General features: G+C 60.9%; 25 protein-coding genes. All 25 read left to right on the forward strand.

The genetic code is table 11. The annotated features are described in order from the left end of the window. Positions 1 to 10: 10 nt before the first annotated feature. The 25 genes from NAC44_RS06110 to NAC44_RS06230 all read left to right on the forward strand — a co-directional run bounded on the left by NAC44_RS06110 (position 11) and on the right by NAC44_RS06230 (position 22545). Positions 11 to 586 carry an HK97 family phage prohead protease gene (locus NAC44_RS06110; RefSeq protein ID WP_250939037.1) on the forward strand — a complete coding sequence of 192 codons (576 nt, stop codon included), beginning with the start codon at positions 11 to 13 and terminating at the stop codon, positions 584 to 586. Positions 587 to 588: 2 nt separating this feature from the next. Beyond that, complete coding sequence (locus tag NAC44_RS06115; RefSeq protein ID WP_250939039.1) at positions 589 to 1842, forward strand: phage major capsid protein; 1254 nt, start codon at positions 589 to 591, stop codon at positions 1840 to 1842. A 59-nt stretch (positions 1843 to 1901) separates the two neighbouring features. Beyond that, positions 1902 to 2471, forward strand: a complete 570-nt coding sequence (locus NAC44_RS06120) for a head-tail connector protein (RefSeq protein ID WP_250939045.1) — start codon at positions 1902 to 1904, stop codon at positions 2469 to 2471. Continuing rightward, the gene (locus NAC44_RS06125) at positions 2471 to 2809 is read left to right on the forward strand and encodes a phage head closure protein (protein WP_250939046.1); all 339 of its coding nucleotides are present in this window, start codon (positions 2471 to 2473) and stop codon (positions 2807 to 2809) included. The genes NAC44_RS06120 and NAC44_RS06125 overlap by 1 nt, the downstream gene beginning before the upstream one ends. Further along, a complete protein-coding gene (locus NAC44_RS06130) occupies positions 2806 to 3006 on the forward strand; it encodes a hypothetical protein (RefSeq protein WP_250939047.1) in 201 nt (66 codons plus the stop codon). The genes NAC44_RS06125 and NAC44_RS06130 overlap by 4 nt, the downstream gene beginning before the upstream one ends. Further along, positions 3003 to 3410 carry a DUF3168 domain-containing protein gene (locus NAC44_RS06135; RefSeq protein WP_250939048.1) on the forward strand — a complete coding sequence of 136 codons (408 nt, stop codon included), beginning with the start codon at positions 3003 to 3005 and terminating at the stop codon, positions 3408 to 3410. The genes NAC44_RS06130 and NAC44_RS06135 overlap by 4 nt, the downstream gene beginning before the upstream one ends. A 268-nt stretch (positions 3411 to 3678) precedes the next feature. Beyond that, positions 3679 to 4089 carry a phage major tail protein, TP901-1 family gene (locus NAC44_RS06140; RefSeq protein WP_250939049.1) on the forward strand — a complete coding sequence of 137 codons (411 nt, stop codon included), beginning with the start codon at positions 3679 to 3681 and terminating at the stop codon, positions 4087 to 4089. Next, positions 4086 to 4457, forward strand: coding sequence for a gene transfer agent family protein (locus NAC44_RS06145; protein ID WP_250939050.1), 372 nt, complete (start codon positions 4086 to 4088; stop codon positions 4455 to 4457). Before NAC44_RS06140 ends, NAC44_RS06145 begins: the two co-directional genes overlap by 4 nt. Before the next feature lie 32 nt (positions 4458 to 4489). Next, complete coding sequence (locus tag NAC44_RS06150) at positions 4490 to 4684, forward strand: rcc01693 family protein (RefSeq protein WP_338022075.1); 195 nt, start codon at positions 4490 to 4492, stop codon at positions 4682 to 4684. 3 nt (positions 4685 to 4687) lie between these two features. Further along, positions 4688 to 5281 (forward strand): phage tail tape measure protein, encoded by a 594-nt coding sequence (locus NAC44_RS06155; protein ID WP_250939052.1) that lies wholly within the window; start codon positions 4688 to 4690, stop codon positions 5279 to 5281. A gap of 6 nt (positions 5282 to 5287) precedes the next feature. Beyond that, complete coding sequence (locus NAC44_RS06160) at positions 5288 to 5929, forward strand: DUF2460 domain-containing protein (RefSeq protein WP_250939053.1); 642 nt, start codon at positions 5288 to 5290, stop codon at positions 5927 to 5929. Then, complete coding sequence (locus NAC44_RS06165) at positions 5926 to 6816, forward strand: DUF2163 domain-containing protein (protein ID WP_250939054.1); 891 nt, start codon at positions 5926 to 5928, stop codon at positions 6814 to 6816. Before NAC44_RS06160 ends, NAC44_RS06165 begins: the two co-directional genes overlap by 4 nt. Positions 6817 to 6837: 21 nt before the next feature. Beyond that, entirely contained in the window at positions 6838 to 7269 is a 432-nt protein-coding gene (locus NAC44_RS06170) for an NlpC/P60 family protein (RefSeq protein WP_420839895.1), read from the forward strand. A gap of 2 nt (positions 7270 to 7271) precedes the next feature. Next, positions 7272 to 11120, forward strand: coding sequence for a baseplate multidomain protein megatron (locus tag NAC44_RS06175; RefSeq protein WP_250939056.1), 3849 nt, complete (start codon positions 7272 to 7274; stop codon positions 11118 to 11120). 182 nt (positions 11121 to 11302) lie between these two features. Beyond that, positions 11303 to 11611, forward strand: a complete 309-nt coding sequence (locus NAC44_RS06180; RefSeq protein WP_250939928.1) for a hypothetical protein — start codon at positions 11303 to 11305, stop codon at positions 11609 to 11611. A gap of 112 nt (positions 11612 to 11723) precedes the next feature. Next, positions 11724 to 12398 (forward strand): response regulator transcription factor, encoded by a 675-nt coding sequence (locus NAC44_RS06185; protein ID WP_250939070.1) that lies wholly within the window; start codon positions 11724 to 11726, stop codon positions 12396 to 12398. Next, on the forward strand, positions 12385 to 13788 hold the full coding sequence (locus NAC44_RS06190) for a sensor histidine kinase (RefSeq protein ID WP_250939072.1): 1404 nt from the start codon (positions 12385 to 12387) through the stop codon (positions 13786 to 13788). Before NAC44_RS06185 ends, NAC44_RS06190 begins: the two co-directional genes overlap by 14 nt. A gap of 132 nt (positions 13789 to 13920) precedes the next feature. Continuing rightward, a complete protein-coding gene (locus NAC44_RS06195; protein WP_250939074.1) occupies positions 13921 to 14382 on the forward strand; it encodes a hypothetical protein in 462 nt (153 codons plus the stop codon). A gap of 98 nt (positions 14383 to 14480) precedes the next feature. Next, positions 14481 to 15611 carry a c-type cytochrome biogenesis protein CcmI gene (ccmI, locus tag NAC44_RS06200; RefSeq protein ID WP_250939076.1) on the forward strand — a complete coding sequence of 377 codons (1131 nt, stop codon included), beginning with the start codon at positions 14481 to 14483 and terminating at the stop codon, positions 15609 to 15611. Next, positions 15608 to 16057 carry a cytochrome c maturation protein CcmE gene (gene ccmE, locus NAC44_RS06205; protein WP_250939078.1) on the forward strand — a complete coding sequence of 150 codons (450 nt, stop codon included), beginning with the start codon at positions 15608 to 15610 and terminating at the stop codon, positions 16055 to 16057. Before ccmI ends, ccmE begins: the two co-directional genes overlap by 4 nt. After that, entirely contained in the window at positions 16054 to 18051 is a 1998-nt protein-coding gene (locus NAC44_RS06210; protein ID WP_250939080.1) for a heme lyase CcmF/NrfE family subunit, read from the forward strand. The genes ccmE and NAC44_RS06210 overlap by 4 nt, the downstream gene beginning before the upstream one ends. Continuing rightward, positions 18048 to 18512 (forward strand): cytochrome c-type biogenesis protein, encoded by a 465-nt coding sequence (locus NAC44_RS06215; RefSeq protein ID WP_250939082.1) that lies wholly within the window; start codon positions 18048 to 18050, stop codon positions 18510 to 18512. The genes NAC44_RS06210 and NAC44_RS06215 overlap by 4 nt, the downstream gene beginning before the upstream one ends. A gap of 243 nt (positions 18513 to 18755) precedes the next feature. Continuing rightward, positions 18756 to 20306, forward strand: a complete 1551-nt coding sequence (locus NAC44_RS06220; RefSeq protein ID WP_420839896.1) for a Do family serine endopeptidase — start codon at positions 18756 to 18758, stop codon at positions 20304 to 20306. A gap of 71 nt (positions 20307 to 20377) precedes the next feature. After that, positions 20378 to 21136 carry a response regulator transcription factor gene (locus NAC44_RS06225; protein ID WP_274706809.1) on the forward strand — a complete coding sequence of 253 codons (759 nt, stop codon included), beginning with the start codon at positions 20378 to 20380 and terminating at the stop codon, positions 21134 to 21136. Positions 21137 to 21144: 8 nt separating this feature from the next. Then, positions 21145 to 22545, forward strand: a complete 1401-nt coding sequence (locus NAC44_RS06230) for an ATP-binding protein (protein ID WP_250939086.1) — start codon at positions 21145 to 21147, stop codon at positions 22543 to 22545. Positions 22546 to 22565 lie beyond the last annotated feature (20 nt).

Here is a 22565-nt window from a genome sequence, read left to right on the forward strand (position 1 = left end):
GGAGAGTTTCATGCACGTTCAACGCGGGCCGGGGCGGCTCGTGCGCAAATTCGCCGATCTGGCGATTACGGGGCTGGAGGGGGACGGCACGTTTTCCGGCTATGCCAGCGTTTTCGGCGAGGTCGATCTGAGCCGTGACATCATCGAGCCGGGGGCCTTTCGCCAGTCGCTGAAAAGCCGGGGGGTGGCCGGGATCCGCATGCTTTACCAGCATGATCCGGCCCAGCCGATCGGCACCTGGATCACGCTGAAAGAGGATGCCCGCGGCCTTTATGTCGTCGGGCGGCTGACGGCGGGCGTGGCGCGGGCCGAGGAGGTGCGCGCCCTGATGAAAAGCGGTGCGCTCGACGGGCTGTCCATCGGCTTTCAGACCGTCAAGGCGCGGCAGGATGGCAAGACCGGCATCCGCCACATTCTCCAGGCCGATCTCTGGGAGATCTCGGTCGTCACTTTTCCCATGGCCCCTTCGGCCCGGGTTTCCTCCGTCAAGGCCCAGCGGCTGACCAGCCGCGATGCCGAGCTGATCCGGTCCATGCGCCGGGCGGCCCGGATGATGACATTCAACCGTGCACAACAAGGACAATGATCATGCAGAACAAGGACATTCCCGCTCCGGAAATCAAGGCCATTCCCGATACGATGGGGGCGGCCTTCGACGGCTTCATGGAGGCCTTCGAGGCGTTCAAACAGGCCAATGACCAGCGCCTCGACGAGATCGAGCACAAGCTGACCTCCGATGTCATCACCCGCGACAAGGTGGAGCGGATCAACAAGGCGATCGACGAACAGGCGCGGGTGATCGACCAGCTGGCGCTGAAGAAACTGCGCCCCGCGCTCGGACGCGGCGGAGCGATGAAGGGTCTTGACGCCGCCGAGCGCAAGGCCGCCTTCGATGCCTATATCCGTCGTGGCGATGAAACCGGTCTGCGCGAGCTGCAGGCCAAGAGCATGGATGAGACCACCTCTGCCGATGGCGGTTATCTGGTGCCGGATGAGACCGATACGGCAATCGGCACGCTTTTGTCGGCGATTTCGCCGATCAGGAGCCTTGCCACCGTGCGTCAGGTGTCTGGCGCGGTGCTGAAAAAGCCTTTCGCACCGGCGAGCATGAGTGCGGGCTGGGTGGCGGAAAACGGGGCGCGCAGCCAGACCGATGCCCCGGCACTGGTCGAGCTGTCCTTCCCGACCATGGAGCTTTACGCCATGCCCGCCGCCACCCAGTCGCTGCTCGACGATGCGGCGGTCGATGTTGAAAGCTGGATTGCCAGCGAGGTCGATACTGCCTTTGCCGAGCAGGAGGGGGCAGCCTTCGTCAAGGGCGACGGCACCAACAAGCCGAAGGGCTTTCTCGCCTATGACACCGTGGCCGATAGTAGCTGGGCCTGGGGCAGTCTCGGCTATGTCGCGACAGGTGCGGCAGGCGCTTTTGCCACCAGCGGCCCTTCCGATACGCTGATCGAAACCGTCTATGCGCTGAAGGCCGGGCATCGCCAGAACGGCACCTTCGTCATGAACCGCAAGACGCAGAGCGAAATCCGCAAATTCAAGGACACCAACGGCAATTATCTCTGGATGCCCCCGGCAGGCCCCGGCCTGACGGCCACGCTGATGGGCTTTGCCATCGCCGAGGCCGAAGACATGCCGGATATCGCCGCCGATTCGCTCTCGATTGCCTTTGGCGATTTCCGCGCCGGCTATCTGGTGGTCGACCGCATGGGGGTCAAGGTGTTGCGCGATCCCTATTCGGCCAAGCCCTATGTGCTGTTTTACACCACCAAGCGCGTCGGCGGCGGGGTGCAGAATTTCGAGGCGATCAAGCTGATCAAGTTTGCTGCGAGCTGATCAGGAATAAACGGACGCCCGGAGCCTTTCGGGCGTCTTTTCATGTCCGGGAGAAAACCATGACCTATGCCGAGCTGGCAGCGCCCGCTGCCGAGCCGATGACGCTGGCCGAGATCAAGGCGCAGCTGAAAATCGACACCACCGACGAAGACGATTTTTTAAGCGGTCTGATCCTTGCGGCTCGCACCTTTCTGGAGGCCGAAACCGGCCTTTGCCTGATCACCCGGTCGCTGCGGCTTTATCTCGACGACTGGCCGTCGGGGGCTGTGGTGGGGCTCACCCGCTTTCCGGTGCAGGCGGTGACGGCGCTGACCGTCTATGATGAAGACGGCAATGAGTCGAGCATCTCGCTCGATGGGCATATGCTGGATGGGCAGGCGCGGCCTGCACGGCTCTGGCTGAAGAGCCGGCCCGAGCCGGGTCGGCCGCTGAACGGCATCGAGATCGATTTCACCGCAGGCTTCGGCGATGCGGCGACCGATGTGCCCGATACGCTGCGGCGGGCGCTCGCCCTGCATGTGGCGGCAATGTACGCCTATCGCGGCGTGGTGCGTCCCGATGAGCAACCTGCCGTATTGCCCGATGGCTATGAGCGGCTGATTGCGCCTTACTGCCAAAGGAGGCTCTGATGGCGCTGTTTTCCGAACCCGATCCGGGGGCGATGACGGCGCGGCTTCAACTGCAAAAGCCGGTCGAGACGGCGGATGGCGAGGGCGGTGTCACCCGCAGCTGGGAAACGCTGACAACCGTCTGGGGCCGGGTCACGCCGCTCACCACCCGTTATGACGCAGAAGGCGAGACGGAGATCGCCTATGTCTCGCAGGCCGTGACGATCCGTTACCGTGAGGATGTTGCCCGTGGCCAGCGCTTGCTGCTTGGCGCGCGCAGCCTGACCGTGCGGGCGCTCTCCGATCCGGACGGGCGCAGGCGGTTTCTTGTGCTCGACTGCGAGGAGGCGATGCCATGAAATTTGCCCTGACCAGTGCTGATCTTACCGATGCCCTGAAACGGTTGGCTGAGGAGGCCGTCTCCCGACAGCAGGCAAAACGGCAGGAGGCGGCTCGCCTGCAAATGCCAGAGGCTGCGGCTTTGCCGCAGATGTTGCAGGGTGCGGCTCTGCCGCAGGCACGGCAAAAGTCCGACAGCAAGGAGCAGACAGCATGAGCGACAGCCCCGTCAATGCTCTCCTGGCCGCCATGGTGTCGGTCCTTCTCGCCGAGCCTTCGATCACGGCGCTTATTGGTGCCGACGGGTTCAGGGACCGGCGGCTGATGCGTGCCGCCGAACCTTATCTGATGTTCGGCGAGGTGACGGTGAACGATCTCTCCACCGATGGCGACGGGCTGATCGAATGTCTGGTCAGCATTCAGGCCTGGTCGTCGCTGTCGCGCCGTCAGGTGGAGATGCTCGCCGGGCAGGTCAGAACCGTCTTGAGCGATGCGGCCCTGACCCTGACCGGTGCCGTGCTGATATCGCTCCTGCCTGTGAAAACGGTCAGCCGCCGGGAGGCAAAGACGCAGCTTTATGTCGGTGAAGTCCAGATGCGGGCCGTCGTTACGCCTGCATGAGCGTCTGCTGCGTGACGAATGAAAAGTGAACAAAGGGTGACAGCCAGGTTTCGGTATCGGGAATGAGGCTGGACTTGCCGCTTTCCTGGGATCTTACCCGTAGAAATTGCCCGATTTTCCACCTGCATCTGTCACCTCTCGTGCGCCGCATGGGCGGTGAGCCTTGGCGGTTTGCCGGCCTGCCGTTTCCGGCTTGAGGTGTGACCTCACGACAGGCCGGACGCCGCAGGGGCTCTTTTTCAATCGGAATTTGACATAGGAGAGAACAATGACAGTCCAAAGAGGGAAGGATCTGCTGCTGAAGATCGAAAGCGGCAGCGATTATGTCACAGTGGCGGGGTTGCGCTCGCGAAAATTGTCATTCAACGCCGAGACTGTGGATGTGACGGATGCCGAAAGCAGCGGGCGCTGGCGCGAATTGCTGTCCGAGGCGGGTACGTTAAAGGCTTCGCTGTCCGGTTCAGGTCTGTTCAAGGACCAGTCATCCGACGAACTGGTGCGGGCGGCGTTTTTTGCCGGTTCGCTCATCAGCTTTCAGGTGGTCATTCCCGATTTCGGCACGATGACCGGCCTGTTTCAGGTGACGGCGCTCGACTATTCCGGCGATCATGACGGCGAACTGAAATTCGATATATCGCTCGAATCGGCAGGCGAAATCACCTTTGGAGCGGCGGCATGAGTGAAAGAAGCTTTCTACGCGCCAACCGCCATCGTGGCGAAGTCGAGGCAGTGATCGATGGCGAAAGGCGGATTCTGTGCCTGACGCTCGGTGCGCTGGCCGAGCTGGAAACCGCCTTTGCCGCCGATACGTTGAGCGAGCTTGCCACCCGCTTTTCCGCAGGCCGCCTGTCGAGCCGAGACCTTATCCGCATTCTGGCCGCTGGGCTTCGCGGCGGTGGTAACCGCGTCAGTGACGAGGATGTCGCCGATATGTGCATCGAGGGTGGCGTTGCCGCCGCCGTCGCCATCGTTCGCGAATTGCTGGTGATGACCTTTGGTGTTCCTGATGGGGGTGCAGCTGAAGGGGGCGAAACGCCAAACCCTTGAGTGCCGCAAAAGGTTCGGCGCCGGCCGGGACCGTGCCGCCTCCCTTTCCCTGGGAGGCGGTCATGGAAACGGGTCTGGGCCTTTTGCGGCTATCCCCCAAGGTTTTCTGGCGGCTGACCCCGCGGGAATTCGCCGCCATGGCCGGGCTGAAGCGCACGACTTCCGCACCGCTTACCCGTGCCGATCTTCAGGCGCTGATGGCGCGTTATCCCGATGAAAGGACCTGACGCATGGCCGATGACGAGAGCCTTTCCCTGTCACTCGATCTCGATACCTCAAGCGCCTCCAAGGCGTTGACCGATCTTGAAAGCCGCTCGAAAAACTTCGGCACGGCGCTGACATCGGCCCTGAAAAACGCCACGACCGGCGGTGAAAGCCTGGAGACGACGCTGAAATCGCTGGCCGGTTCGCTGGCCAATATCACGCTCTCTTCCGGTTTGAAGCCGCTGGAAAGCGCGCTTTCCTCGCTGGCGGGCAGCACGGTCTCCAGCCTGTCATCCGGCGTCAGCTCGCTGTTTGCCTTTGCCAAGGGCGGCGTGCCGGGCTCGATCACACCTTTTGCCAATGGCGGCGTCGTCTCCAGCCCCACCTATTTCGGCATGGGTGGCGGCTCGACCGGGCTGATGGGCGAGGCCGGCAGCGAGGCGATCCTGCCCTTGAAACGCGGTTCCGACGGTTCGCTCGGTGTTGCCATGCAGGGCGGCTCCGGCACCAGCATCAATTTCAATGTGCAGACGGCGGATGCGTCAAGCTTCCAGAAAAGCCAGTCGCAGCTTTCCGCCATGCTGGCGCGCACGGTCAAGCGCGGCCAGCGCAATCTGTGAGGTCCCATGGCAACGTCTTTTCACGAGGTGCGGTTTCCGCTGCGCGTGTCGCTGTCGTCGAGCGGCGGGCCGGTGCGCCGCACCGATATCGTCAACCTGTCCAGTGGTCGCGAGAGCCGCAACCAGCGCTGGGCCAATTCCCGGCGCAAATATGATGCCGGATCGGGGATCAAGTCTCTGGCCGATCTTTACAGCGTCGTTGCCTTTTTCGAGGCGCGTGGCGGCGAGCTTTATGGCTTCCGCTTTCGCGATCCGCTGGATAACACCTCCACCAGCCCCGGCAAGGCGATCAGCGCCACCGACCAGACGCTGGGCACCGGCGATGGTGTGACGCAAAGTTTTCAGTTGATCAAAACCTATGGCGACAGTGCCGCTGCCTATAGCCGCACCATTGCCAAGCCGGTGGAGGGATCGGTGCTGGTCTCTGTCAATGGCGTGACGCTCTCGTCCGATCTCTACAGCCTCGACACGACGACCGGGATCGTCACGCTGAAGGATGGCCATGTGCCTGCCACAGGTGCCGTGGTGGCGGCGGGTTTTTCCTTCGACGTGCCGGTGCGCTTCGATACCGATACGATCGAGATCAATCTCGAAGCCTTCAATGCCGGGCGCATTCCCTCCATTCCGCTGAAGGAGATCCTGCCATGAGAGACATCGAAACCGCTTTTGCCGCGCATCTGGCCGAAGACGCCACGACATTGTGCAGCTGCTGGCGGGTGACGCGCAGTGATGGCACGGTGCTCGGCTTTACCGATCACGATCGCGATTTGACCTTTCTCGACACGACGTTTCAGGCGGCGAGCGGCTTTTCCGCCAGCGATGGTGAGGCGGAAAACACGCTTGCCGCCTCCACACTCGATATTGCCGGAGGCTTTTCCAGTGCCGCGATCACCGAGGCCGATCTGATTGCCGGACGCTATGACGGCGCCCGTATCGAGGTCTACCGGGTCAACTGGCAGGATGTCAGCCAGCGTTTGCTGACGAAAGTCCAGGAAATCGGCGAGGTCAAGCGCCAGACCGGCCAGTTTACCGCAGAATTGCGCTCGCTGACGGCAAGGCTCTCGCAACAGCAGGGCCGTGGCATGAGCCGCCGCTGCGATGCCACGCTCGGCGACAGCCGTTGCGGCGTCGACATGACTGTTTCCGGTCGCACTCTGGCTGCAACGGTCGTCTCCATGCCGTCGAGCGACCGGGTGATCGTCTCCGGCATCGAAACCTATGGCGACGACTATCTCCGCTATGGCAGGCTGACGGTGACCTCCGGCAGCGAAACGGGCCTTGCCGCCGATATCGAAACCAGCCGGGCAGCGACAGGCGGCACGGTGCTGACGCTGTGGCTGCCCTTGGAGGTGACGCTTGGCGCGGGCGATACGCTGAGCCTGACGATCGGCTGCGACAAGAGCTTTGCCACCTGCCGCGACAGCTTTGCCAATGCCTCCAATTTTCGCGGCTTTCCCCATATGCCGGGGGCGGATTTCGCCTATTCCTATGTCAGCGGCCAGACCACCCATGACGGCTCGGCGCTGTTCGAGTGAGCCTGCGGGAGCAGAAAAACCATGATGGCAAATCAGAAGGTTCTTGCCCTTGCCGAGGGCTGGATCGGCACGCCCTATCGCCATCAGGCCTCGCTCAAAGGGGTGGGATGCGATTGTCTCGGCCTCATTCGCGGACTCTGGCGCGCGCTTTACGGGAGAGAGCCGGAGGCGGTTCCGGCCTATGGCCCGGACTGGGCCGAACGCTGCGGTGAGGACCGGCTGCTTCGGGCGGCCGAGCGGCATTTCATTCCGCTTGCCGGGTATGACAAGGCCATGCCCGGCGACCTTCTGCTGTTTCGCTTTCGTCCGCATTATGCCGCCAAACATCTCGGCATATTGGCTGAGGAGGGGCATTTCATTCACGCCTATGAGCAGGCGGCCGTCATCCGCTCGGCCCTGGTTCCCGCCTGGCGACGGCGCATTGCCGGGTTCTATCGTTTTCCGGAGATCTGATTGTGGCAACTCTTGTATTTCAGGCGGCGGGCGCAGCCCTTGGCGGTCTTTTCGGTCCGGTTGGGGCCATGCTCGGCCGGGCGGCGGGCGCTCTTGCCGGAAATCTCGTCGATCAGTCGCTGATCTATGGCACGACGACGGTGACCGGTTCGCGCCTTGCCACCGCCCGCGTCGGTGGCGCCAATGAGGGCACGGCGCTTGCCAGAGTCTATGGCACGATGCGCATCGGCGGCACGCTGATCTGGGCCACCCATTTCAAGGAGGAGGTGACCACCGAAAGTTCGGGCAGCAAAGCCACAGGCACCAAGACCAAGACCTATGATTATTATGCCAATTTCGCCATGGCGCTGTGCGAGGGGCCGATTGCCGGGGTGCGCCGGGTGTGGGCCGATGGCGAGGAGATCGACCTCACCGAAATCGAGATGCGCGTCTATACCGGAAGCGAGACGCAGGCGGTGGATCCGCTGATTGCCGCCAAGCAGGGCGAGAACAATGCGCCCGCCTATCGTGGCACCGCCTATGTCGTGTTCGAGCTTCTGCCGCTCGACGATTACGGCAATCGCATTCCCGTGCTGCAATTCGAGGTGATCCGCCCGCCAGGCACGCTGGAGGAGCGCATCCGCGCCGTCACCATCATTCCCGGTGCAACCGAACATGGCTATGCCACCACCGCGATCACGGAAAAGACGGCGACCGGCACCTCGCATGTAATGAACCGCAACACCCTGACCGCTGCCACCGACTGGGAGGCCTCGCTTGACGAATTGCAGGCGCTTTGCCCCAATCTGTCCTCGGCGGCGCTGGTGGTCAGCTGGTTTGGAACGGATCTGCGCGCCGATCACTGCAAGATCCTGCCCGGCGTGGAGGTGTCTTCGCGGGAAAAGGAAAGCCGCGCCTGGAGCGTGGCGGGCATCAGCCGCAGCGCAGCCTATGTCGTCAGTCAGGTCGATGGTGGTCCCGCCTATGGCGGCAGTCCCGACGACAAGAGCGTGGTCGAGGCGATCACGGATCTCAGGAGCCGCGGCATCAAGCCGGTGCTCTATCCCTTCATCATGATGGACATTGCCCCCGGCAACGGGCTTGCCGATCCTTATGGCGGCTCCGAACAGGCGGCCTATCCCTGGCGGGGACGCATCACCTGTTCGCCTGCACCGACGCTTTCCGGCTCGCCCGACAAAACTGCGGCGATCACCACGCTTGTCGCGAGCTTCATGGGGGCGGCCAAGGTGAGCGATTTCACCGTCAGCGGCACCTCTGTTACCTATTCCGGCACCGATACCGGCTATCGCCGTCTGGTGCTGCATTATGCGCTTCTGGCCAAGGCGGCAGGCGGCGTCAGCGGCTTTATTCTCGGTTCGGAACTGAGGGGGCTGACCACGCTGCGCGACGAAAACAACGGCTTTCCCTTTGTCGATGCGCTGGTGACGCTTGCCAAAGATGTACGGGCCATTCTGGGCAGTGACACGAAAATCACCTATGGCGCCGACTGGAGCGAATATTTCGGCTATCACCCGGAAGATGGCTCTGGCGATGTCTTCTTTCATCTCGATCCGCTCTGGGCGTCAGATGCCATCGATGCGGTCGGGATCGACAATTACATGCCGCTTTCCGACTGGCAGGATGCCGATTTCACCGCCGCCAACCCGGATGGCTTTGCACTTGCTGACGATCAGGCCGGCATGAGCGGCCTGATCGCAGCCGGCGAAGGCTATGACTGGTATTACGAGAGCCTCGCCGCGCGCAAGAACCGGATGCGTACGGCGATTACCGACGGGTTGGCGGCCAAGACCTGGGTGTTCCGCTACAAGGATATCGAAGGTTGGTGGAGCAATCTGCATTATAACCGGGTGGGCGGGGCGGAGCTTTCGACGCCAACGGCGTGGACAGCGAAGATGAAGCCGGTCTGGTTCACCGAACTGGGCTGCGCTGCCGTCGAGCGCGCCGCCAATCAGCCGAATGTCTTTCCCGATCCGAAATCCTCGGAAAATGCGTTGCCCTATTTTTCTTCCGGCCAGCGTTCCGACAGCATCCAGCGGCGTTTTCTCGATGCGCATCTCGCCCATTGGCAGGGGACAGATGCCCCTTCCGGCATGGTCGATGCCGATCATATCTTTCTGTGGACCTGGGACAGCCGACCCTTTCCGGCCTTTCCCTATGACACCGACAGTTTTGCCGATGGGGCAAACTGGCGCACCGGCCACTGGCTGAACGGCAGGCTGGGTCGGGCCACGGTGGCGGAGGTGATCGCGGCGATCCTGACCGATTGCGGTTTCACCGATTTCGACGTCACGCAGGTTTCAGGCGATCTGTCCGGCTATGTGCAGGGTGATTTTTCCTCCGCCCGAAGCCTGATCAAACCGATCATGACCGCCTTTCTGATTGACGCCATCGAGGATGGTACAGTGCTCCGGTTTCGCTCGCGCTCAGCCGCAAGCCTGGTTGCCGAAGAGATTGCAAGTTTCCTCGACACGGATGGCGACCCGCTCTGGACCGAGACCCGCGGCGACACCGGCGATTATGCCGGGCAGGCCGCGTTGGGCTTTTACGATCCCGCCAATGATTATGAGGATGCCAGCGCCCGCTCGCGGCGGGTGGCGACGGCGTCGGCGAAGCTTCTCTCCACCTCGCTGAACGGTGTGATGGAGGAGGCGAGCGCCATGGCCGTGGTCGAGGCGCAATTGCGCGATCACCGGATATCGCGCCGCAGCCTGAAATTTTCCGTCAATCCGGCGCTGATCGGCCTGCAGCCCGGTGATATCCTCACTCTTGCCGATGGTCCTTCCGGGCGCTTCCTCGTCACCCGCATCGAAGAAGGCGACGGATTGTCGCTGGAGATGCAGGAAATGGCCGCGCCCGTCTCGGCCTCGGTTGCGGTGGCAACGAGCGGGCGCGTGGCCTCAAACCGCGCCTCGACCGGCTTTGCCCCCTGGGTGGAACTGATGGACCTGCCGCGCTATGCCAGCGGTGATATTGGCGCCTTTGCCCGTATCGCCGTCTATGCCAATCCCGCCCGCAAGATCCTCGTCTCTTCCTCGCCGGAAACGGAAAATTACGTGACGCGTGCGACGCTTGCGGCCAATGCCACCATGGGCAGCCTGAATGCCAGCCTGACAAGTGGCGTTTCTGGCCGTTTCGACCGGGTGAACACCATCGATGTCACGCTTGCCTCCGGCAGTTTTTCCTCCGCCTCAGAGCTTGCGGTGTTGGGAGGGGCCAATCTCGTCGCGGTCATGGCCACGGATGGGCTCTGGGAACTGATCTCCTTCACCACCGCGACCGAAGTGGAAAGCGGTCGCTGGAAACTCTCCGGCCTGTTGCGCGGGCTTTACGGCACGGAAGACGCCATGGCGGCGGGGGCGGCAAGCGGCGCGACGCTGGTGCTGCTAAATACCGCCGTCACCAGCCTGGCGCTTTCCACCGACGAGATCGGGCTGACGCTGAACATCATTGCCGAAGCGGCAGGCACCAGCTTTGCCGCCGACGGGCCCTACAGTTTTTCCGGCGGGCTTCGTGCCGAAACGCCGCTTTCCCCGGTGCATCTGAAGGCCAGCCGCCAGAGCGATGGCACGTTGACCTTCACCTGGGTCCGGCGCGGACGGATCGACGCCGACAACTGGACACCCTCCGATATTCCGCTCGATGAGGACAGCGAAAGCTACAAGCTCGATATTCTCGATGCGGCAGGATCTGTCACGCTCAGAAGCCTGACCTGCAATTCGGCCAGTTATACCTATGATGTGGCCGACCAGACCAGCGACTTCGGCGCAGCGGCAACGGCGCTGATGGTCTCCGTGACCCAGATCGGACGCTATGCCATGGGTCGTTCAGTACAGCAGGCCTTCACCTTCTGATCCCGTCCATCGTGCTTGTTTCACAATGGGTTGTTTATTTAAGTATTTTCTAATTTACATTTTATATCAGTGTAATATGGGGAATGTTGCAATATTCATGTGCCATTCAGCCGCCTTCGGGTAAAGGTGGATTATCATAATTTGAATGCGGCAGAGTGATATTGATGCTATCCAGATCGATCATGGGATATGTCGCGGCGGGCATTCTGGCCTGGACGGCGCTGGATGTGGTCCCTTTCGTGCAGGCAGGTGACACGGCCTGGGCTGCAAATGTGGTCGAGCTTGCCCAGAACGAGCGTGGCAACGCTGCCGATCAGAAGGCGTCCGGTCGGGTCGATTGCCGGGCGGCGGCAGAAAAGGCGGTAGAAGACACGGGTGGCCAACTGCTTTCCGTGCGGCTTTCCGGTGGCCAATGCGTGATCACCATTCTCGTGCCCGGCTCAGGCGACAATGGTCGTCCGCGCAAGATGACAGTTCAGGTCGGGCGCTGAACCGGACAGGCTATGCGGAGCCGGATGAAATCTGCTACAGCGTCTATTATGGGTTATGCAGACGCCGGAACGGAGGCTGAAAGGCCCGTGGCGGAACGGAGACGATGAGACGATGCGCATTCTCGTGATCGAGGACGATGTCAACCTCAACCGGCAGCTGGTCGAAGCGTTGCAGGAAGCCGGTTATGTGGTCGATCAGGCCATGGATGGCGAGGAAGGACATTTTCTTGGCGATACCGAACCCTATGATGCGGTGATCCTCGATATCGGCCTGCCGAACATGGATGGAATCACTGTGCTGGAAAAATGGCGCGGGGCGGGCCGGGCAATGCCGGTTCTCATCCTCACGGCCCGCGACCGCTGGAGCGACAAGGTGTCCGGCATTGATGCGGGTGCGGATGATTACGTCACCAAGCCTTTCCACGTTGAAGAAGTGCTGGCGCGCATCCGGGCGCTGATCCGCCGGGCGGCGGGCCATGCCTCGTCTGAAATTGCCTGCGGTCCGGTCCGGCTCGACACCAAGAGCTCCAAGGTGACCGTTTCGGGCAAGACTCTGAAGCTGACCTCGCATGAGTTCCGGCTTCTTTCCTATCTCATGCATCACATGGGGGAGGTGGTGTCGCGCACCGAGCTGGTCGAACATATGTATGATCAGGATTTCGACCGCGATTCCAATACGATCGAGGTGTTTGTCGGGCGGTTGCGCAAGAAGATCGGCCTCGACATGATCGAAACCGTGCGCGGTCTCGGCTACCGGATCAAAGAACCCGACAATGTTAAGGGTTAAGTCCCTCACGCTCAGAGTCCTGTTGTTTGCCACGCTTTGGTATGTGATCGCGCTGGTCACCATGGCGTTTGTGATTTCCGCGCTCTATCGGCAGGGGGCGGAGCGTTCCTTCAACGATCTTCTGCGTGCTCAGCTTTATAATGTCGTCAATTCCGTCTCCGTTGGTGATGGCAATACGCTGGTCGGAAGCCCGGCTCTGGGAGATCTGCGGTTTTCTCAGCCTGGAACCGGTTGGTACTGGCTGGTCGAGCCGCTTGGTTCCTTTCATGCTGCCCCTTTGGCTTCCACCTCGCTCGGGTTGACCAATCTGCCGGTGCCGAGTTTTGAGGATGCGCCCTTCGACCAGAATTACGAGCGTTTCTATGATATGACCGACAGTTACGGCAATCATATCCGCATTGCCGAAACCGAGGTCATTCTGGATGAAAGCGGTCGGGCGGCGAGGTTTCGCGTTTCCGGCAATCTCAAGGTGGTGGAGGAGGAGATCAGCGCCTTTTCCCGCAAGCTCTATGCGGTTCTGGCCGTGTTCGGCTTTGGCGGGCTGCTGGTCAATGCCGTCACCATCATTTTCGGGCTGAAGCCGCTCGACCGGGCGCGCCGCGCGCTGGAAAAGATCCGTGGCGGCGAGGCCGAGCATATCCAGGGGGATTTCCCCCGCGAGATTGAGCCTTTGGCCAACGAGATCAACGCGCTGATCGACAGCAACCGACGCATTGTCGAGCGCGCCCGCATGCAGGTCGGCAATCTTGCCCATTCGCTGAAAACCCCGATTGCAGTGTTGCTCAACGAGGCGCGCGCGATTGATAGCCCGCATGATGAGGTGGTGAAGACCCAGGCTGCGGCAATGCAGGCTCAGGTCGGCTCCTATCTCAACCGGGCGCGCATTGCAGCCCAGCGCGAATCGGTCCTGTCGCGCAGCGAGGTCGAGCCGGTGCTGGAGCGTCTGGTCAGGGTCATGCGGCGTCTGACGCCGGAAAAAACCTTTGAACTCGTTCTCGAAGGAACCGGCTTGACGCTGGCCATGGAACAGCAGGATCTGGAGGAAACGGTCGGTAATCTTCTGGAAAATGCGGCCCGCCATGCAAGCTCTTTTGTCATTGTCACCGTCCGTCATGCGCCGGCGGGAGAGGCGGGGCTTGATGCAGGCCGCAAACACTGGCTGGAAATTCTGGTGGAGGATGACGGTCCAGGTCTTGCGCCGGACGAAATCGGCGAAGCGCTGAAGCGCGGGCGCAGGCTTGATGAAAGCCGTCCGGGCACCGGTCTCGGTCTTTCCATCGTCAAGGAAATCACCTCCGAATATCAGGGTAAACTTGGCCTGTCGCGCGGTCTTCGCGGTGGTCTTCTGGCCCGTCTCGTGCTGCCGGCAATCAATCGCGACGGAGTTTGAAGGGGCGATGCAATTGCCCCGTTCAACCATTTATGACCGGTCCTGCATCTTGCAATTCATACGCTCCTCGGTCTTATCTGTGGTCATGATTGGCACAGAGTGTCGTAAAACGATGAGGATGAGCGAGAAACCATGGCAGATTATCGCAAGGGATGGCAGATCGGAGTCGTTCTGGCTGCCGCCGGACTGGCCTCCTGCACAACCACTGCAACGCCACGGTTGATGCCAGCGTCATCCCCTGGTCTTTTGAGCAGGATCGGGTCCGTTTCGGCATCACCCCAGAATTCTTCAGCCCTCTACATCAATGCGCTGCAGGGCGGTATTGTCTCACGCTCGGGCGCCAAACTGACACAGGATCAGCGCCTGCGCGCTCTTGAGGCGGAATACAAGGCGCTGGAGGATACGCCGGGTGGTCAGTCTGTGACCTGGCGCGACGGCAATGCCGCAGGTGAGGTGAGTGCTGCCGCACCCTATCAGGTCGGCAACCAGAACTGTCGTCAATATACCCACAGTGTCACCATGAACGGCAAGACCTATCAGGCGCGTGGTGCGGCCTGCCGCAATGCCGATGGCACCTGGACGCCGCTGACGTGACAATAAGTTTTTCGCGGCAATGAGCATAGGTCCCGATCCGCCGTCACGCGGCATTTTGCCGGTTGGATTGCCCCCTCTGATGCAGTAAGTCTGGTGTCATGCTGTTCTGGATTGTGATTGCCGTCCTGACGTTTGGTGTTGCTGCCGCATTTTTGCGACCGCTGGCTGGCGGCATGGCGCGTGCTGAAATCGATGCCCGCGCCGGTGCGCTTGCCGTCTATCGCGACCAGTTGCAGGAACTTGACCGGGACAGGCAAAGTGGCCTGATCGGCGTCGAGGATGCGGAATATGCCCGTGCCGAAATTGCCCGCCGTCTGCTGGCCGCCAGCAACGCTGCGGTCAAGGCGGCAAGACCGGGCAAAAACCGGCTGGCGCAGATCCTCGTTATCCTTCTCGTGCCGGCCACAGGGCTCGGCTTTTATCTCATGCTCGGCAGTCCCGGCCTGCCGGATCAGCCCTTGCAGGCAAGGCTCGATCATCCCGGCAATGATATGTCCATTCTGATTGCCAAGGTGGAGCGCCATCTGATCGACCACCCCGATGACGGTAAGGGCTGGGATCTGCTGGCCCCGATCTATATGCGCGAGCAACGCCCCGATCAGGCCGAAACCGCCTTTCGCAACGCCATCCGCATCAATGGGGCAAGCGTTGCCCGGCTGAACGGTCTGGCCGAAGCACTGATGGCCGAGCATGACGGGGTTATTACCGATGAAGCGCTTGATCTTTTGCGCCAATCGAAGGCCATGAGCGCCGATAATCCGCAGACCGACTATTATCTGGCGCTGGCGCTTGAGCAATCCGGCAAGAAGGCAGAGGCACTCGCGGCTTTTGAGGCTCTGGCGAAAGCCTCGCCCCCTGATGCACCGTGGCAGGCGATCCTTGCCCGCCATATCGAGAAAAATGGCGGAACGGCAGCCGTTTCGCCTGCCCCGCCCGGCAATCCCTCCGCGGCGGATATGGCGGCGGCTGAAAAGCTTTCGCCGCAGGCGCGCCAGGAAATGATTGCCGGTATGGTGACAAGCCTCGATGCGAAGCTGAAGGCCGATCCGAATAACTTTCCAGGCTGGATGCGGCTGGTGCGCTCCTATGTCATGCTGAAAGATCAGGCCCGCGCCATGGCGGCGCTGAAAGCCGGATTGAAAGCCTTTCCCGCCGAGGGAGAGCAGGGCAAGGAATTATTGGCTGCGGCCCGGAGCCTCGGTCTTCCGGTGGAGGAACTGGCGAAATGAGCCGCAAGCAGAAACGGTTGGCCGTCATTCTGGGCGGCACCGGCTTTATCATGGCGGCGGTGCTGCTCATTCTCCTGGGGTTCAGCCAGTCGATCGCCTATTTCTACATGCCGTCGGATCTGCAGAAGACGCCTGTGACGCCCGGAACACGCATCCGCCTTGGCGGGTTGGTGGCAGAGGGCTCGGTGCATCGCGGCAATGGCTCGACCGTCACCTTTGCCGTGACCGATGGCAAGGAGACGGTGCCGGTGACCTATACCGGCATTCTGCCGGATCTGTTTCGTGAAGGGCAGGGCGTGGTCACGGAAGGGGTTTTCGGCCCCGGCGACCGGCTTTTTCAGGCCGATACGGTGCTGGCCAAGCATGACGAAAAATATATGCCGAAGGAAGTGGCCGAGCGGATGAAGAAAGACGGCATCTGGAAGGGTGAGGGGGCGCAGCCATGATCGTCGAGCTTGGTCATTATGCCCTTATTCTGGCGCTCGCCGCCTCGCTGCTTGTCTCCATCCTGCCGGTGATCGGGGCGCGGCGCGGCGATCCCGGCCTGATGCAGACAGCGGTCAACGGCACGCTGGTGCAGTTTGCCCTCGTCGCTTTTTCCTATGGCGTTCTGACCCATGCCTATCTGGTGTCGGATTTTTCCCTGCTCAACGTCTATCAGAATTCGCATTCGCTCCTGCCGGCGATCTATCGCTTTGCCGCCGTCTGGGGCAATCACGAAGGCTCGATGATGCTGTGGCTGCTGATCCTGACGCTGTTCAGCGCCTCGGTTGCGGCGTTTGGCGGCAATCTGCCGGACCGGCTGCGCGCCAATGTACTGGCGGTTCAGGCCTGGATCGCCAGCGCCTTTCTGTTCTTCATCCTGCTGACCTCCAATCCTTTCATCCGGCTGATGCCGGCCCCGGCCGAGGGACAGGATCTCAATCCCATCCTTCAGGATCCGGGTCTCGCCATTCATCCGCCGCTGCTTTATCTCGGCTATGTCGGCTTTTCGGTCTGCTTCTCCTTTGCCATCGCCGCCCTCATCGACGGGCGGATCGATGCCGCCTGGGCGCGCTGGGTGCGGCCCTGGGCGCTGGCTGCCTGGACATTTCTTACGGCGGGCATCGCCATGGGCTCTTACTGGGCCTATTATGAGCTTGGCTGGGGCGGCTGGTGGTTCTGGGATCCGGTGGAAAACGCCTCCTTCATGCCCTGGCTTGCCGGCACGGCTCTGCTGCATTCGGCGCTTGTCATGGAAAAGCGCGATGCCTTGAAGGTCTGGACGGTGCTCTTGTCGATCCTGACCTTTTCCCTGTCGCTGCTTGGCACGTTTCTCGTGCGTTCCGGCGTCTTGACCTCGGTCCATGCTTTTGCAACCGATCCCAGCCGCGGCATTTTCATTCTCTGTATTCTGGTGCTGTTTATCGGTGGTGCGCTTTTTCTCTTCATGCTGCGGGCACCGGCGCTGAAGACCGGCGGGTTGTTCCAGCCCGTGTCGCGTGAAGGCGCATTGGTGCTGAACAATCTGGTGCTGACGGTGTCGACTGCAACGGTGCTGATCGGTACGCTCTATCCGCTGCTGCTCGAAACCCTGACGGGTGAGCGGATTTCGGTGGGACCTCCCTTTTTCAACCTCACCTTCGGCCTGCTGATGCTGCCGCTGCTTGTCGCGGTTCCCTTCGGCCCGATGCTGGCCTGGAAGCGGGGCGATCTGTATGGCGCGTTGCAGCGGCTCTATCTGGCGGCCATTCTGGCTTTTCTGGCCGGGGTGGCGCTTTATTACTGGCAGCATGGCGGGCCGGTTCTGGTGGTTTTCGGGCTCGGCCTCGGCTTTTTCCTGATCTTTGGCGCGGTGGCGGATCTCGTCTTTCGTAGCGGTCTCGGCAAGCAGCCGCTTTCTGTCGCCTTCCGGCGGCTGGCCGGTCTGCCGCGCTCGGCCTTCGGGACGGCGCTCGCCCATTTCGGCCTTGGCGTAAGCGTGCTCGGCATTATTGCCGTCTCCGCCTTCCAGACGGAAAGCGTGGTGGAGATGAAACCGGGCGAGACCGTCAATGCGGGCGGTTATGCCGTGACCTTCAAGGGCATGACCTCTGTGCGGGGAGCGAATTTCACCGCCGATCAGGGCGTGTTCGAACTGCGCCGCGGCGGTGTGTCGGCAGGCCGTATCACATCCTCGAAGCGGCTTTATCTCGCGCGGCAGATGCCGGTGACCGAATCGGGTATCCGCACCTTTGGGCTCAGCCAGCTCTATCTGGCGCTCGGCGATGTCAGCAAGGATGGCGGCATGGTGGTGCGCATCTGGTGGAAGCCTTTCATTCTCTGCATCTGGGGTGGTGCCGTCATCATGATGCTGGGCGGTTTCGTCTCCTTGAGCGACCGTCGCCTGCGTGTCGGTGCGCCGCGCCGCAAGGCGAAGGCAGAACCAGTTGCGCAGGCTGGGATGGAGGCGGCGGAATGAGGCTTTTCCGCTTTGCCGCCAGCCTTGTTTTCGTCTTCATGATTGCGGTGGTCCCGGCGTTTGCCGTCAATCCCGATGAAATGCTGAAAGACCCGGCTCTTGAGGCGCGGGCGCGGGCATTATCGGCTGAATTGCGCTGCATGGTGTGCCAGAATCAGTCGATTGACGATTCCAATGCCGATCTCGCTCGCGACATCCGCCTTCTGGTGCGCGAACGGCTGGAGAAGGGCGACAGCGATCAGCAGGTGATCGATTATCTCGTGTCGCGCTACGGTGATTTCATTCTGTTGAAGCCGCCCTTGACGGCAGATACCGTGATCTTGTGGTTTGCACCTGCCGCTCTCTTTGCGGCAGGCGCATTTGCTCTTTTTCTGCGCACGAGGAAGCGTCAGCAGACGGCCAGCAACGAGATGCTGTCGCCAGAGGAAGAATTGCAGCTCAAGCAGGTGCTGAAAGAGTAGAGCATTAGGCTCTGGTGCGTTGATCATTCAAGTCTTTGGAAAACTTTCCATATCCTGAAATCCGCCATTACCAAAAATTCATCATCCAGACAGTTCGTTGTAAGGTGGGACACCCTATATCTTAGGTCATCAACTGCTGAAGACAGCCTGTACCATTTTTGAAACATCGGTTTCCGGTCATGCTGTTTTTGCCCTCCTGGCCGTCCGGCCTGTCATGCAACCAAAGATGAAGGTAGTGCTCCAATGTCGAAGACCCCGAACAAGCGTTCTTTCAAGACAATCTTGATGACTGGCACCGTCGCCGGGCTTGGCGCGGTGATGCTGAGCGCAGGCATTCCAGCCCTGATGTCTCCGGCCTATGCCGAACCTGTTACGGTACAGTCGCCGCAAATTCCCGGCTTTGCCGATGTGGTGCAGGCGGTCCTGCCGGCAGTCGTGTCGATTCGTGTGTCCTCTGATGTGCAACAGACTGCGGACGACGGCAATTTCTCCTTTAACTTCAATGGGCATGATTATGATCAACTGCCCGATCCACTGAAGCGTTTCTTCAAGGAATGGGGCATGCCGGTGCCTCCCGGCCATGGCCCCCGCGACAAGAAACCCGGTGAAGGCCATGGCCGTCTTCGTCCGGTTGCCCAGGGCTCCGGCTTCTTCATCTCCGAAGACGGATATATCGTTACCAACAACCATGTCGTTGCTGATGGTCAGGCCTATACGGCAGTGCTCAATGACGGTACGGAATATAAGGCCAAGCTGATCGGCACCGACCCCCGCACCGATCTGGCCGTGTTGAAAATCGATGCGCCGAACAAGAAATTCACCTATGTCAACTGGGCCGATGACAGCAAGGTTCGCGTCGGCGACTGGGTTCTGGCCGTGGGCAATCCCTTCGGTCTTGGCGGCACTGTCACGTCGGGCATTGTGTCCGCCTTTGGTCGCGACATCGGTTCGGGTCCCTATGACGATTACATTCAGGTTGACGCGCCGGTCAATCGCGGCAATTCCGGCGGACCGGACTTCAATCTGAACGGTCAGGTGGTCGGCATCAATACGGCGATCTTCTCGCCGTCGGGCGGTAGCGTCGGGATTGCCTTCGCCATTCCCGCATCCACGGCGAAAACCGTGGTCAACGAGCTGATCAAACATGGTTCTGTGCAGCGCGGATGGCTTGGCGTGGAAATCCAGCCGGTGACCAAGGATATCGCCGAATCGCTCGGTCTTGCGGAAGCCAAGGGTGCGCTGGTCGCCCAGCCGCAGGCTGGCTCGCCGGGTGCCAAGGCAGGTATCAAGCAGGGTGACGTCATCACCGCCGTCAATGGCGATCCGGTGAAAGGCCCGCGTGATCTTGCCAAGCGGATTGCCTCTTTCCGTCCGAACACGACGGTGGATGTGTCGCTGTGGCGCAATGGTAAATCCATGTCGGTTAAGGTTGATCTTGGCAAACTGCCGCCGGAAAAGGACATGGCGTCCAATGACAACGGCGATCAGGGTCAGCAGCAGGATCAAGCTCCGGCAACGGAAAAGGCGCTCGCCAATCTTGGCGTTACCGTCAAGCCTTCCGACGATGGCAAGGGCCTGACCATCACCAATGTCGACCCCAATTCCGACGCCGCCGACAAGGGGCTGAAGTCCGGGCAGACGATCACCTCGGTCAACAATCAGCAGGTTTCTGATGCCGGTGATGTTACGCGCATCATCAATCAGGCGAAGAAGGAAGGTCGCACACGGGCGCTCTTCCAGATCGAAACCGACAATGGCAGCCGCTTTGTCGCTCTGCCGATCAATCAGGGCTGAACTTCTGAAACTGAAAGGGCAGCGGCGGTTTTCCGCCGCTGCCTGCCTGACGATCATGACGGGAGCGCGCCATGGGCTGGCAGAAACGACAAGACGTGGAGAATGCTGCAACGGGCTGTCAAACCGGCTCGGCGGAGTCTAATGTCATGCGCATGAAGATACTTGTCATTGAAGACGACCTCGAAGCCGCTGCCTATATGACCAAGGCCTTCCGGGAGGCCGGGATCATTGCCGATCACGCCAGCGATGGCGAGTCGGGCCTGTTTATGGCGACGGAAAACAGTTATGACGTGATGGTGATCGACCGGATGCTGCCGCGCCGGGACGGTCTTTCGGTCATTTCCGAATTGCGCAGACGCGGCGTTAATACACCGGTTCTCATTCTCTCCGCCCTTGGTCAGGTGGATGACCGCGTGACCGGGCTTCGCGCCGGAGGTGACGATTATCTGCCGAAACCCTATGCCTTTTCCGAGCTTCTTGCCCGCATCGAGGTTTTGGGACGGCGCAAGGGCACGCCCGAGCAGGACATGATCTACCGGGTCGGCGATCTGCAGCTCGACCGGCTGTCGCATGAGGTGACGCGGGCCGGCAAGGACATTCTCCTGCAGCCGCGCGAGTTTCGCCTGCTCGAATATCTGATGAAGAATGCCGGTCAGGTGGTGACACGTACCATGCTGCTCGAACATGTCTGGGATTATCACTTCGATCCGCAAACCAATGTCATCGACGTGCATGTGTCGCGGTTGCGCTCCAAGATCGAGAAGGATTTCGACAAGCCCTTGCTGAAAACGGTGCGCGGCGCCGGTTACATGATCAAGGATGAGGGGTAAGCCACCTCATGTCGCGGATGAGCCTTCTGTTGAAATCGACGGCGGTGCGTCTGTCTGCGCTTTACATCGTGCTGTTTGCGCTCTGCGCCTCGTTTCTGGTCATCTATGTCACGGCGCTGTCGGAGCGGCTGCTCAATCAGCAGACGAAAGAGAATCTCCAGCAGGAAGTGCTGGATATCCAGCGGGTTTATGACCATACCGGCGTCAACGGGCTTCTGCGCTTCATGGAGCGGCGGATGCGCCAGCCCGGCGCCAATCTCTATGTGATTGCCGGTCCGAATGGCGAGTTGCTGGCGGGCAATGTCAGCTCCGTGCAGCCGGGGGTGATGGACCGGCCGGGCTGGACCGATTTTCCCTTCACCTACAATCGCTTTCAGGATCCGACTGACGCCAAGCCGCATCTGGCGCTCGCCCATGTGGTCGTGCTCGATAACGGCATGCGCATTCTGGTGGGCCGCGATCTCGGCGAGCCGACGAAGTTCCGTTATCTGGTGCGCAAGGCGCTGATGGTAGCATTGGCGATCATGGGCGCGGGGGCGCTGGTGATCTGGTTTGCTATCGGTCGCAATGCGCTGAAACGCATCGATCGGCTGTCGGCAGCAAGCAAGAAGATTATGGCGGGCGATCTTGCCCAGCGCCTGCCGGTCTCCGGTTCCGGCGATGAATTCGATCGGCTGTCTTCCTCGCTGAATGAGATGCTGGAGCGGATCGAAAAACTCAATGAAGGCCTACGGCAGGTCTCCGACAATATCGCTCATGATCTGAAGACGCCATTGACCAGGCTGCGCAACAAGGCCGCCGATGCGCTGGCCGGTGACGATGGCGATACCCGGCGGACAGCGCTTGAGGGCATTATCGCCGAATCTGACCAGTTGATCCGCACCTTCAACGCCTTGCTGATGATCTCTCGCGTCGAGGCGGGTTCGATTGCCGCAGAGCTGACGGATCTCGATCTCTCCGCGATTGCCGCCGATACGGCAGAACTTTACGAACCGGTGGCGGACGAGGCGGGTTATGTGTTGGTCAGCGAGATCGAGACGCAGGTGAGCGTGCATGGCAATCGTGAGCTGATCGGTCAGGCCATGTTCAATCTCATCGACAATGCCATCAAATATGCCGGTGATGATGGCAGCGAGATCAGAATTCGTCTCGCCCGCGTCGCCAAAGACATTCATCTGTCGATCTGCGATCAGGGTCCGGGCATTCCACCGGAACGCTGTGAGGATGCCGTCAAACGCTTCGTTCGCCTCGATGAAAGCCGCAGCAAGCCGGGCACGGGCCTTGGTCTTTCTCTGGTGGAAGCGGTTATGGCCTTGCATGGTGGACGGCTGGAACTGAGCCAGACCGATGCCAGCCATCCTGAGAAACCCGGCCTGACCGTGACCATGATTTTTCCCGCCATGGCCTGAGATGTTTCACGCTCTGCTGT

The sequence above is a fragment of the Allorhizobium sonneratiae genome (assembly GCF_023700755.1).
Classification (GTDB): Bacteria; Pseudomonadota; Alphaproteobacteria; order Rhizobiales; family Rhizobiaceae; genus Allorhizobium; species Allorhizobium sonneratiae.

Bases quoted from the DNA above. Each gene is read 5' to 3' on its own strand.
- NAC44_RS06110 (WP_250939037.1), top strand. From the start codon at position 11: ATGCACGTTCAACGCGGGCCGGGGCGGCTCGTGCGCAAATTCGCCGAT.
- NAC44_RS06115 (WP_250939039.1), top strand. From the start codon at position 589: ATGCAGAACAAGGACATTCCCGCTCCGGAAATCAAGGCCATTCCCGAT.
- NAC44_RS06120 (WP_250939045.1), top strand. From the start codon at position 1,902: ATGACCTATGCCGAGCTGGCAGCGCCCGCTGCCGAGCCGATGACGCTG.
- NAC44_RS06125 (WP_250939046.1), top strand. From the start codon at position 2,471: ATGGCGCTGTTTTCCGAACCCGATCCGGGGGCGATGACGGCGCGGCTT.
- NAC44_RS06130 (WP_250939047.1), top strand. From the start codon at position 2,806: ATGAAATTTGCCCTGACCAGTGCTGATCTTACCGATGCCCTGAAACGG.
- NAC44_RS06135 (WP_250939048.1), top strand. From the start codon at position 3,003: ATGAGCGACAGCCCCGTCAATGCTCTCCTGGCCGCCATGGTGTCGGTC.
- NAC44_RS06140 (WP_250939049.1), top strand. From the start codon at position 3,679: ATGACAGTCCAAAGAGGGAAGGATCTGCTGCTGAAGATCGAAAGCGGC.
- NAC44_RS06145 (WP_250939050.1), top strand. From the start codon at position 4,086: ATGAGTGAAAGAAGCTTTCTACGCGCCAACCGCCATCGTGGCGAAGTC.
- NAC44_RS06155 (WP_250939052.1), top strand. From the start codon at position 4,688: ATGGCCGATGACGAGAGCCTTTCCCTGTCACTCGATCTCGATACCTCA.
- NAC44_RS06160 (WP_250939053.1), top strand. From the start codon at position 5,288: ATGGCAACGTCTTTTCACGAGGTGCGGTTTCCGCTGCGCGTGTCGCTG.
- NAC44_RS06165 (WP_250939054.1), top strand. From the start codon at position 5,926: ATGAGAGACATCGAAACCGCTTTTGCCGCGCATCTGGCCGAAGACGCC.
- NAC44_RS06170 (WP_420839895.1), top strand. From the start codon at position 6,838: ATGATGGCAAATCAGAAGGTTCTTGCCCTTGCCGAGGGCTGGATCGGC.
- NAC44_RS06180 (WP_250939928.1), top strand. From the start codon at position 11,303: ATGGGATATGTCGCGGCGGGCATTCTGGCCTGGACGGCGCTGGATGTG.
- NAC44_RS06185 (WP_250939070.1), top strand. From the start codon at position 11,724: ATGCGCATTCTCGTGATCGAGGACGATGTCAACCTCAACCGGCAGCTG.
- NAC44_RS06190 (WP_250939072.1), top strand. From the start codon at position 12,385: ATGTTAAGGGTTAAGTCCCTCACGCTCAGAGTCCTGTTGTTTGCCACG.
- NAC44_RS06195 (WP_250939074.1), top strand. From the start codon at position 13,921: ATGGCAGATTATCGCAAGGGATGGCAGATCGGAGTCGTTCTGGCTGCC.
- ccmI (WP_250939076.1), top strand. From the start codon at position 14,481: ATGCTGTTCTGGATTGTGATTGCCGTCCTGACGTTTGGTGTTGCTGCC.
- ccmE (WP_250939078.1), top strand. From the start codon at position 15,608: ATGAGCCGCAAGCAGAAACGGTTGGCCGTCATTCTGGGCGGCACCGGC.
- NAC44_RS06210 (WP_250939080.1), top strand. From the start codon at position 16,054: ATGATCGTCGAGCTTGGTCATTATGCCCTTATTCTGGCGCTCGCCGCC.
- NAC44_RS06215 (WP_250939082.1), top strand. From the start codon at position 18,048: ATGAGGCTTTTCCGCTTTGCCGCCAGCCTTGTTTTCGTCTTCATGATT.
- NAC44_RS06220 (WP_420839896.1), top strand. From the start codon at position 18,756: ATGTCGAAGACCCCGAACAAGCGTTCTTTCAAGACAATCTTGATGACT.
- NAC44_RS06225 (WP_274706809.1), top strand. From the start codon at position 20,378: ATGGGCTGGCAGAAACGACAAGACGTGGAGAATGCTGCAACGGGCTGT.
- NAC44_RS06230 (WP_250939086.1), top strand. From the start codon at position 21,145: ATGTCGCGGATGAGCCTTCTGTTGAAATCGACGGCGGTGCGTCTGTCT.